Annotated in this window: 8 protein-coding genes; all 8 read left to right on the top strand. The window is 57.0% G+C overall.

All coding sequences use genetic code 11. From position 1 onward, the window contains the following. Nucleotides 1–91: 91 nt before the first annotated feature. The gene (locus B2590_RS19190; RefSeq protein ID WP_227544225.1) at nt 92–3130 is read left to right on the top strand and encodes a Tn3 family transposase; all 3039 of its coding nucleotides are present in this window, start codon (nt 92–94) and stop codon (nt 3128–3130) included. A 50-nt stretch (nt 3131–3180) separates the two neighbouring features. Further along, nucleotides 3181–5418 (top strand): hypothetical protein, encoded by a 2238-nt coding sequence (locus tag B2590_RS19185; RefSeq protein ID WP_286810133.1) that lies wholly within the window; start codon nt 3181–3183, stop codon nt 5416–5418. Beyond that, entirely contained in the window at nt 5411–6811 is a 1401-nt protein-coding gene (locus B2590_RS19180; protein ID WP_286810132.1) for a hypothetical protein, read from the top strand. The genes B2590_RS19185 and B2590_RS19180 overlap by 8 nt, the downstream gene beginning before the upstream one ends. After that, on the top strand, nt 6804–7373 hold the full coding sequence (locus tag B2590_RS19175) for a condensin complex protein MksE (RefSeq protein WP_286810131.1): 570 nt from the start codon (nt 6804–6806) through the stop codon (nt 7371–7373). The genes B2590_RS19180 and B2590_RS19175 overlap by 8 nt, the downstream gene beginning before the upstream one ends. Before the next feature lie 138 nt (nt 7374–7511). Further along, a complete protein-coding gene (locus B2590_RS19170; protein WP_286810130.1) occupies nt 7512–8312 on the top strand; it encodes an SDR family NAD(P)-dependent oxidoreductase in 801 nt (266 codons plus the stop codon). Between the two features lie 10 nt (nt 8313–8322). Continuing rightward, on the top strand, nt 8323–9528 hold the full coding sequence (locus B2590_RS19165; RefSeq protein WP_286810129.1) for an acyl-CoA dehydrogenase family protein: 1206 nt from the start codon (nt 8323–8325) through the stop codon (nt 9526–9528). Further along, entirely contained in the window at nt 9528–10565 is a 1038-nt protein-coding gene (locus B2590_RS19160) for a phosphotransferase family protein (protein ID WP_286810128.1), read from the top strand. Before B2590_RS19165 ends, B2590_RS19160 begins: the two co-directional genes overlap by 1 nt. Continuing rightward, nucleotides 10549–10911 (top strand): DUF6285 domain-containing protein, encoded by a 363-nt coding sequence (locus tag B2590_RS19155; RefSeq protein WP_286810127.1) that lies wholly within the window; start codon nt 10549–10551, stop codon nt 10909–10911. The genes B2590_RS19160 and B2590_RS19155 overlap by 17 nt, the downstream gene beginning before the upstream one ends. Nucleotides 10912–10925: the final 14 nt, after the last annotated feature.

Genomic DNA, 10925 nt, shown 5'->3' with positions numbered 1-10925 from the left:
GAGATACACCGCATTGCGTCCGACAAAGCCTGCTGGGTGGAGACACTGATCACGGACCCGGCCACCGGGCAAGCATGGGATTGAGCCGGTCATGAGTGCTATTCAGGAAACAGCCTACCCACGGTTTCGGACGGATATCCCGCAACAGGAACTTGATGCAGTGTACACGCCGACGGCCGTCGAACAGCGCTGGGCTCGTCGGCGCACCCGGCAGATCCAGGAGCGCTTCTTTCTATTACTGCATCTGAAGGCGTATCAGAAACAGGGTTTCTTCTCCTCGTCGGTCGATTTGCCGGGCGATTTGCGTCGTCACATTGCGCAGTGCCTTGGTCTCGACAAGCAACCGACCAAAGCCCAACGACAACAGTATGATCGGTCTGCCACCCGTAAACGCCATATCCCTTGGATTCGGACCTATGTGGGCAGCCGGACGCTGGACGAGGCGGCTCATGCTTGGCTATCGAGCCAAGCAACGAAAGCCGCCGAGTCCCGCGAGGTGCTGGCCGATATCATCAATATCCTTCTGGAGGAATTAGTGCGTCACCGTTTCGAGATTCCCGGCTTTACGGTGTTATTGAGGCTCGCCAAGGATGCCCGGGCCACCGTCAATGACCGCTGTTACCGGTCCATCGTCAGCGAACTCAACGACGAAACAAAGGCACTGGTCAATGACTTGCTGGTATCGCCACCGGGAATCGAGATCAGCGGTTGGCAACGACTGAAGCGAGAAATCCGCAAGCCGACCAATAAAGAAATCCGGTCCTACCTGCAACACCTCAAGTGGCTGAAGGATATCGTCGAGCAATTGCCGGGTGTCAAATCAATTCCCGTGACCAAGCGGCGACAGTTCGCCCACGAAGCACGAGCGCTGGATGTGGCCAAAATGGCTCGAATCCCTGCGCGTAAACGCTATGCCCTGGCGGTGGTCCTGATCCGGCAACAGTATGCCCAGGCGCTGGATGATACCGCCGAGCTTCTGATCAAGCTGATGAGGCAACTGGAAACCACCGCCCAGCAAAATCTCCTGACCTATCAAATGGAGCAGGCCCAGCGTACCGATCGACTGGTGTCCTGCTTTAAAGACGTGTTGACTGCCATGGAGGCCGAGCCAAACCCGTGGCAATCGCTTCAGGCCGTTATCGGAGACAAGCGCCAGGAGTGGCTGGACGAATGCGAGGAGCATCTGGCCTACGCGGGCAATAACTACCTGCCTTTCATGTTGCGACCGTTTCGAACCAAACGCAGCCTGCTGTACAACTGCCTGGAAATACTCACGTTTCAAAGCACCTCCAGCGACTTACTGTCGATTCAACTGATCGAGTTACTCCGGAAGACCCGTTCATTGAAAGCCGAGACGCTGGATTTGCGGGTCCATGCGCCGGATCTGGTCGAAAGCATCCAGCAGACCAAGTGGACGCTCGAAAAGTGGCGCCGTCTGATTTTCATCCGGCCGGACAGTCTGACGGTTCACCGTAAATATTTTGAATTGGCCGTTTTGAATCTCGTAAAACAGGAACTGAAGTCGGCGGATCTGGCGGTCGTTCACGGAGATCGTTTCGACGACCATCGCGATCAACTGGTGAGCTGGTCGGATTACGAGCAGGAAATCGACCAGTACGGGCTGGAAGTGGAGCTTCCCATCGAACCGAAGGCTCTCAGTCGCCATCTCAAGGATCAATTGACTCAATTCAGCCGCTCGGTGGACGCCGCCTTCCCGGACAACACACACGCCGTGATCGAAGACGGTCGCATAGTCATCAAACGCAGTCAGAAGCAGGGGCTGCCAACAAACTGGCAGGCCCTCGATGACGACATCACACGGCGGCTTGGCACCCGCAGCATCGTCGACGTTCTGGTCGATGCGGAGCGCTGGCTTGGGTTACATCGGGAATTCGGGCCACTGTCAGGCTATGAGGGGCGCGTGGAAAACCCCCGGTTGCGGTTCATCGCTACGCTTTTCTGCTACGGCTGCAATCTGGGACCCTCCCAGACCGCCGACTCCATCAAGCAACTGAACCGTCGCCAGATAGCCTGGCTCAACCTTAACCACGTCACTGAAGACAGGCTAGACCGCGCAATCGTCAAGGTCATCAACGCGTACAAGAAATACGAACTGCCCGGATACTGGGGTACGGGTCGGCGGGCAGCCGCCGATGGCACCAAATGGAATCTTTACGAGCAAAATCTGCTCAGCGAATACCACATCCGCTATGGCGGCTACGGCGGCATCGGTTACTACCACGTCTCGGACACCTATATCGCGCTGTTCAGTCATTTCATCCCCTGTGGGGTTCACGAGGCGGTGTACATCCTTGACGGACTGCTTGAGAACCGGAGCGATATCCAGCCGGATACCTTGCACGGTGATACGCAGGCCCAGAGCTATCCCGTTTTCGGGCTGGCGTACCTACTGGGGATCAAGCTGATGCCGCGTATCCGGAATATCAAGGATCTGAACTTCTACCGGCCCGACAGGCGGTTCCGTTACGCGCATATCGAAGAGCTGTTCAACGGTCATATAGACTGGGCGCGGATTGAACGACACCTCCCGGATATGTTGCGTGTGGCCGTGTCCATCAAGCTTGGTAAAATTACGGCATCAACGATCCTGAGGCGGCTGGGAACCTACAGCCGCAAGAACAAACTGTATTTCGCCTTCCGGGAGCTGGGTAAGGTCGTGCGGACCGGTTTCCTGTTGAACTACATCGACGATGTGGAATTACGTCAGACCATTCACGCCGCAACCAACAAGAACGAGCAGTTTAACGGGTTTGCAAAATGGAGTTTTTTTGGTGGCGAGGGCATCATTGCGGCCAACCTCCGGCACGAACAGCAAAAGGTGGTGAAGTACAACCACCTGGTGGCGAATATGCTTATCTTACACAACGTCGAAGCCCTCAGCCGGGTGTTACGCGATATGGCAGCGGAAGGGATCGCCATCACCGAAGATGTCCTGAAAGCGCTATCGCCGTACCGAACCCGTCATATCAATCGTTTTGGAGATTACACATTGAACTTTAGACGTCCGGTAGGGCAGCAGTTGTTTGATTTGAAACTTGCTGAGCTTACCCCTCAAGGGACGGCCGGTGATCAGGTTAACCCCAAACATGAGCCGAAAAATACGGGCTAAACTACAACTAATTCATTTGGTTAGGGGTGTTTTTAGACTATTTTTCACGTTTGTCTGCCAACCCTCAGGCAGACAAGAAGTTTGCCGACGACGCCTTTGATTTCAATATCGACGAGTTTCTCAACCGGCATGATCAGTTAAAGCAGCAACAAACCCAACTCACAGGAATCGAGAAGGAGCGCCCTCGCTTCGAAAAGTTGTACCGTGATTACCAGTCCTACCAGACGCTTCTTCGCAGTCAGCACGATTTCGCCGCTTTCCGGGATGGCGTCAGTAATGCCCTGCAGGACATTGGCTCACGACGCAAAACCACAGTCGAGGCTTTCAATGAACAGAATGAGACGCTGCGCCATGTTGTGCAGACGCTGAAAGGACTGGAGCAGGAAGACCATGGCCTGAAGAAGATAATAAAGTCCGCAGACCAACGAATTAAAAGGGCAGACCAAAACCAGAAAGATGGTGATTTGCTGGTGTCCCATTACGGGGAGATGACCCTTCAGGAAATTGAGGACATCCAGAAAGAGGAACTCGATAGTAAGAAAGGGCATCTGGCTGCCCTCAAGAGTGCCGCCCAGGCGGAAATCCGGCTGGAGCAGATCCAGAAAAAGAAGCTAGAACTCGAGCGCAAGCTGGAATCCCTGAAGGATCGGGAAAGCAAGCAACATTGGCAGTTGCAGAACCAGTTGGATGAAGCCGCCGCGGCACCGCTGCGGGCCGTGGATCCTCGATTGGTGATGGCCAGCCCGGGCCAGGATCTGGACGCCGATAGCAAAGCGGCCATCGAAGCTTTCGCCCGGCTGTTTGTGCCCACGGGTAAAGGCTTCGACTGGTTCGACGCCGAATACTTGGCCCAGCCGGCCCGGCAGACTGACTTTGCAGAGCAGCGCCGGCATATCGAAGGCGAGCTTCATGGCCTGGAAAGGGAGCGGGCGGAGCTGGCAGACACAGCCAACCAGGAACATGACCGGCCGCGGTTGATCGAGCGCACCGAGAAAGAGATTCGCGCCATCGAGAAAGATCTGGAAACGCTCCAGCGTTACCCCGCTGCCACGACCACCCTGCGGGATGCCACTGAGGAAAAGCAGGCGGCGGAGGAACAGCTGGCCAAGCTGGAAGAACAGGCACGGTTGGAGCAGGAGAAGCAGGACGCGGTTCAGCAGAAGGCCGCCAAAGCCAGGGCCGAAAAAGAGCGTATCGAGGAGCGGGAACGGGAACTGGCGGGCCTGAGCCGCAGCGTCGGAACCGTGGAGCACCGATTCCCGCATCTGAAAACCGTGGAAGCGGAACAGCCGTTGGACATTGAACAGGTGTCCGTCGCGGCGTTTGACGATCTGCAAACCCAGTTGGACGACCTGGAAGAGCGCCGCCGCAGTATTCTCGACCACCTTCGCCAGTTCGTGTATCTCGACATTCACGAAGATACCGAAGGCGAATTGCAGAAAGACAGCCCGGCGTCATCCGTTATTCGCGAAACGTTCAAAAGCTTGTCGGATCTGTTTGCCGGCATGGCCGAGCGCTGGAATGTGCTGGAGCAGCAGGTTGGTATCCACAATGAAACCGTGGCGAGCTATCGGCAGGCCCTGAAATCCAACCACGAACACATCGCCCGTTTCGAAGCGCAGCTGAACCGCGAGCTGGAGGGCGTGCGCATCAACGATCTGGTGGAAATCCGCGTGGATATCCACACCGATCCGAAATTCCGCAATCTGGTGGAAGAAGCCAACAACATCGACCCTTATGGCAACCAGCTGCAGTCGGATGCGTTCTATGATCGTTTACGGGTGTTCGTGGCGGACTTTTTCGGGGAGGGCGGTAGCAAGCGCCTGACCATGGACAAGGTGATCACCGGCATTTCCTACCGCACTCGTAAGGAAAACGCCGCGAGCCTGGACAAGAAAGGCCAGTCCACCTCCACCACGGCGTTGATCAATCTGGAACTGGTGTACCGGCTGCTGAAACGGGTGTTGTACCCGGGCGTGCAGCTGTCGTTCCCCATGGTGCTGGACGAGCTTGCCAGCGTGGACATCAGCCAGATGCCCTCGCTGCTGGAACGGTTGCGCAAGCAGGGCTTCAATCTGTTCTCCGCCGCCACTCACAGTGCCAGCGCGGAAGTGATTTACCTGATCGGCCGGCACCTGGAAGTAGGGCAGATGCGCACGGCACGGCCTTACAGCCCACAACGCACCCTGGTTTTCTGGGGTGGGGCTGAGGGATTTACCAACGGCGAATCCCTGAGCCAATGGGCCGATCAGACCCAGAACAGCCTGCTGGAGCCGGCGGATGAGTAAACGCTTCAGCACCCTGGATACCACCCGGCTGTTGTTCGAGCACCCGAAGATTCTGTTCCGGATGATTGAGCGGATGGACCGTAACGAATCCCGGTATATTCGCGAGAGTGATCTGGTGGCCGAGGTGATGGACTATACCCGCACCCTTGGCAATGCGGACCGGGATCGGGTGCGGCTGGCTTTGAACACCGACAACCTGTTCCGCAGCGGCCTGGTGATCGACATCATCAAGGCCGAAGGTGAACGTCGCTTGGTGTTCCAGGATGCCCTGATCAATCTGATGCGGGCCTGTAATGCGTCGCTGTATCAGGAACTGACCGATGCTCGCCTGCGCGGCCATCTGGTGACCCTGCGGGATGTGCGCAATCGGCTGGAAACCAGCAGCTTCAGCGATGCGGACCCGGACTATACCGAATTGAGAGATGACTTGAACGAACGGGTCAGTCAGCTCATCGGCCTGCTGCGCCAGAACGTCCTGCGCATGCAGACCATCAGTGCCCAGCTGGCGGACCTGTCCGGCGACGCCAGCCGCGCGCCTGAGAAATACCTGGAGTTCCGCCAGAACCTGTTTGAGCAGATCGTTACCCTGTACGAGCGCCACATCAAGCCGACCCTGGTGTTTCTGAACCCGGACACCCGACTGCCGGACGGCAGCAACCTGTTCGAGACTCTGGAAGCGATGGTCCGGCTGCTGGAAAGCCACGGCGACCACAGCCTGGCAGACCAGTTGTTCCGTTCCTCGATCAGCCTCAACGCTTTGTACAAACCCATTCAGGCGGTGGCCCAGGAAGTGGAGCACTTCCTCCGGAAGACTCGCCAGGGCATGGTCCAGTACAACGCCATGGAGCATTTCTTTGGAAAACTGCAGGAGTTGAAGAGCGAAACCGAGACCCTCAGTCTCAAACGAAAATGGCTGGAAGGCGGAGACTTTGCCCGCAGCACCGGCTTCCTGGTGGGGCTGCGAGCCCAGCAGCGCCCAAAACACTATGCCTTCGGGAGTTCTTCGAGCTACTATCAGTTGCTGTTTAGCGAACTGGATTTGCGTTTGGACGATCTTCGACGAAAAGCCGAGGCGCCGGTCCTTCAGGAAGTCGATGGCAGCGGCCGCCACACCCGCATTGACCTTCAGCGTATCAACCAGCTCTATCAATGGCTGGAAACGCTGGAACTGCGGCCCACCACTGATCTGGTGCGGGAGCTGCACGGTCGCCTGGATGGCTTTATCCCCGGATACCGTTTTCCGGACTTGCTGGCGGCCCTGAATCGGTTGGTGAACTCACCACCAGAGGGCATGCAGGTGGTCACCACCAACCGCTTTAGAACCCTGGAACATTCACCCGATAGCGAACAGTTTGTCTACCGCAACCGCCGCCTGGAGCAACACCATGTCTGAATTTGATCAGATCCTGCCCGCCCACAGCGCTGCCATCTACCGGGAGTTCCAGGCTGGACGGGTTATTGTGCGTGATGCTTGGGACAGCAATCGTTCCGAGCTACGGTCCAATCCGCTTTATAACCTGCTCTATAACCACATGTCCCACTTTCGGACTTTCTATGAGCATCTCGGTAGTGAGTTGGTGTTCAACGAAACCGGAGCATTTTTCTTCCTTAAGGAAACCAGCGACGACGAAAGCGAGGAGCATGATGAAAACGCCTTTCGTGTGCAGGTGATATTGCTGATTATTGGCCGCTATTTCGCCCGCAGCGGCCGGGACGTTGAATACCTTGGCCGGCCCGATGCCGGTTTGAATGAGCAGGACCTGGCGGCTCTGGCGGGCGATGAGGAGTATCAGGAGATTATCAGGGCGACACGTTTTGAGAAAGGGGTGCCGGAAGCCCTGGATTATCTGGATAAACGCAATCTGCTGTTTCGCTCCGGTGCCGGCCGCTGCTTCCTGAGTTCGGCCGGCCTTTATTTCCTGCAGGAGTTGGTTCGGGAGTATGAGCAAGCGTAGACGCAGAACTACGGTATCAAGACTTGCTATGCATCCTCCCTGACTTTACCTCTTCGTAGTTTGAATATCGCCTTCAAAAATCTTTTTTACTTGAATAAATCGAGCGCTCGTTCTATTTTTGTTGGCGGAGGTCGCGATATGAATAATTCCAATCAAACGAATTCAGACAACGCAAATGGGTCTCTGCGGCTAGACGGCAAGACTGCTCTGGTAACGGGTGCTGCTGGCGGCTTGGGTCAGAGCTTTACTCGTTGTCTCGTTGAAGCTGGTGCCAGCGTCATTGTCAGTGGCCGTCGCCGAGAGCCGCTTGAGTCCCTCAAGGCCGAATTCCCGGAACATGCTGATCGTATCCACGTAGTCACTATGGATGTCACCAACGAGTCCAGTGTCGCTGAAGCCTTCAATACCATGGCTGATGAGATCGCTATCCCGGACGTCGTCGTTTCCAATGCCGGTGTGGCAACGAGCAAGAAGGCTCTGGACCTTAACGGTCAGGATTGGGACCGGGTTATCGACACAAACCTCAAGGGATGCTGGCTGGTTGGCAACGAAGCCGCCCGTCGTCTATCAGCAATTAATCGGGGCGGGAGCATCATCATGATTTCTTCCATCCTTGGTCATCGCGTGGCCGGTAACGTAGCTCCTTATGCCGCCGCCAAGGCTGGTGTCGAACAACTGACTCGTGCCCTTGCGCTGGAATGGGCCCGATATGGAATCCGCGTTAATGCACTGGCGCCGGGATACATAGAAACCGATCTGAACCGCGATTTCTTTGCCAGTGAACCCGGCCAGAAAATGATCCGCCGTATTCCTCAGCGTCGATTGGGGCAGGCTGATGACTTGAGTGGTCCGTTGTTGCTTCTGGCTTCAGGACTTTCCGACTATATGACCGGCAGCACCCTTGTGGTGGATGGCGGCCATCTTCAATCCTCGTTGTAAGGAGTGGGCTGTGGATTTCAATTTGGACCCCATGAACGAGTCGTACCGAAAACGCATCCGGGATTTTGTTGAACAGGAGCTGTTGCCGCTGGAGCAGAACCCGGAAGCCTACGATGAGCACGAGAACATTGCGACGGACTATCTTGAGCAGATGCGTGCAAAAGCAAAGCAGCAAGGCCTGTGGTGCTTGCAGCTTCCCGAGCGCCTGGGCGGCCAGGCGCTCGATATCTCGGGTATGGCTGCCTGTTACGAGGAAATGAACCGTTCGATTTTCGGGCCGGTGGTGTTCAATTCCGCGGCACCGGACGACGGCAACATGACCGTGCTTGCGAAAGTCGGGACAGAGGCCCAACAGGAGCGTTGGCTCAAACCCATCGTTGAGGGCAGGGTGCGTTCGTCTTTCGTCATGACCGAGCCACCTCCCGGTTGTGGCTCGGACCCCGGCATGATGCAGACTACCGCGACGCGCAAGGGCGATCGTTGGGTGATTCATGGCCACAAGCACTTCATCACCGGAGCAGCAGAAGCCTCCCATTTCATTCTGATTGCGCGCACCTCCGAAGATACTCGCAAAGGCCTGAGCGCGTTCCTGTTTCACAAAGACGATCCGGGCTGGGAGATCATCCGGCGTATTCCAATCATGGGGCCGGAAGAACACGGCGGCCACTGCGAGCTTCGCTTTGATGGCCTGGAAATCCCGGACGAAAATCGACTGATGGAGGTGGGTGACGGTCTCAAGGTGACCCAGATTCGACTGGGCACGGCCCGCCTTACCCACTGCATGCGCTGGCTGGGCCTCGCGAGACGCTCCCTGGAGATTGCCACTGACTATGTGGATAACCGGGAATCCTTTGGTCAGCCCCTGGCGCAACGCGAAGGTGTGCAATGGCTGCTTGGTGAGGCAGCAATGGAGATTCAGATCGGCCGATTACTGACGATGCACGCTGCCTGGAAACTGGACCAGGGTGACTTTGCCCGAAAGGAGGTTTCCATGGCCAAAGTGTCGGTGGCAGATACCTTGCACAAGGCGGTAGACACGGCAATCCAGCTCTGCGGCGCCAGGGGGTACTCCAAGGATACCCCGCTGGAGTGGATCTATCGCTATGCCCGCCAGGCAAGGTTGGTAGATGGCGCATCGGAAGTGCACAAAATGGTGTTCTCGAGAACACTCCTGGCTGAGCGTACAGACTTCTGGCACTGGGGAGTCGAAGCCTGATGTCTGCACTTGAGGATACCTTTGCCACTTTTATAACGCGGCAGACTAGAGCCTCCGACGCAACGGTCGTCTCTTTCGACAAGCTTTCCGGAGGGGCGATCCAGGATAACTTCGGGCTAACGCTGGATTTGGAGGGCGGTAACCGTCCTGGGCGGCACGAATTTGTGGTGCGACAGGACGCACCGTCCGGGGTGGCCGAGAGCTTGACCAGGCCGCAGGAATTTCGGGTGTTGCAGGCCGCTTTCGGTGCCGGGGTAACGGCGCCTGAACCTCTCTGGCTGTGCGAGGATCCTGTGGTCACCGGGCAGGTGTTTTATGTCATGGCTCGGGCTGCCGGGAGTGCGTCACCACGCAAGCTGGTCAAGTCGGAGTTTACTGACGAGCAGCGCCGCGCTCTTGTTCGAACGTTTGGCGCAGAGCTTGCCAGGCTTCACAGCGTCAGGCCGCCGGACGATTCGTTGGACTTTCTGTCCATGCCTAACCCGGACAATCCGGCCCTTAGTCGGGTCGCCCTTTACCGCCGCTATCTGGAAGAGATTGGTGAGCCACACCCGGTGCTGGAATGGGCACTGAACTGGCTTGAGGATAACGCGCCGGAACCAGGTCCCACCGTTCTATGCCACTGCGATTTCCGAACCGGCAATTACATGATAGATGGCGACAGACTGACGGCCATTCTGGATTGGGAATTTGCCGCCTGGAGCGACCCTTGCGAGGATCTGGGGTGGCTCTGCAGTCGCAGTTGGCGTTTCGGTGCTGATGAACGGGAAGTGGGCGGAATTGGAGATAAACAGGATCTTCTGGACGGCTACCGGGAGGTAACCGGAGTCAGCATTAGTCCAGCAAGGGTCAACTACTGGGAGGTCATGGCGCTGGTGCGCTGGGCTGCCATTGCCCTGCAACAGGCGCGTCGTCATATGTCGGGTGAGCAGCGCTCGCTTGAGTTGGCGTTGACCGGCCGCATGGTGGCTCAGATGGAATATGACCTGCTGAACCAGATTCAGGAACTGGAGGATGGCAATGATCAATCGACCTGAGACCCGTGACCTGCTAGCCGAGGCTCGCCAGGTGTTGCTGGATTCTCTGGCTCCCGAGCTTGGTGGAGAGCGCAAATACGAGGCATTGATGATCGCCAATGCAATGGGCATGGCCATCCGCGAACAGGAACAGCGAGAGGCGGGAGAGCCTGAATCAACCGACGTCATGCTCTCCCGTTTTCTGGCCGGGCACGCGCTGCCAGAAGAATCGGGGCAGGGTGAACAGACCCTGGCCAGGGCGCTTCGTGAACGCGTTGTCGACGGCAGCGACCGTGAGTTGCGGGCGGTCCTCCGCGCAATGACGGAGACTCGACTAAAAGTAAACAATCCGGGCTACCTGAAATAACCCGAACAATCCCG

Source organism: Marinobacter sp. UBA3604, from assembly GCF_002375325.1.
GTDB classification, from domain to species: domain Bacteria; phylum Pseudomonadota; class Gammaproteobacteria; order Pseudomonadales; family Oleiphilaceae; genus Marinobacter; species Marinobacter salarius.
Note: the sequence above shows the minus strand (reverse complement) of the source record. Positions and strands in the feature narration are given on the sequence as shown.

What these genes read in the sequence shown, in the direction of transcription:
- B2590_RS19180 (WP_286810132.1), top strand. Translation starts at nt 5,411, where the DNA reads ATGAGTAAACGCTTCAGCACCCTGGATACCACCCGGCTGTTGTTCGAG.
- B2590_RS19160 (WP_286810128.1), top strand. Translation starts at nt 9,528, where the DNA reads ATGTCTGCACTTGAGGATACCTTTGCCACTTTTATAACGCGGCAGACT.
- B2590_RS19175 (WP_286810131.1), top strand. Translation starts at nt 6,804, where the DNA reads ATGTCTGAATTTGATCAGATCCTGCCCGCCCACAGCGCTGCCATCTAC.
- B2590_RS19170 (WP_286810130.1), top strand. Translation starts at nt 7,512, where the DNA reads ATGAATAATTCCAATCAAACGAATTCAGACAACGCAAATGGGTCTCTG.
- B2590_RS19190 (WP_227544225.1), top strand. Translation starts at nt 92, where the DNA reads ATGAGTGCTATTCAGGAAACAGCCTACCCACGGTTTCGGACGGATATC.
- B2590_RS19155 (WP_286810127.1), top strand. Translation starts at nt 10,549, where the DNA reads ATGATCAATCGACCTGAGACCCGTGACCTGCTAGCCGAGGCTCGCCAG.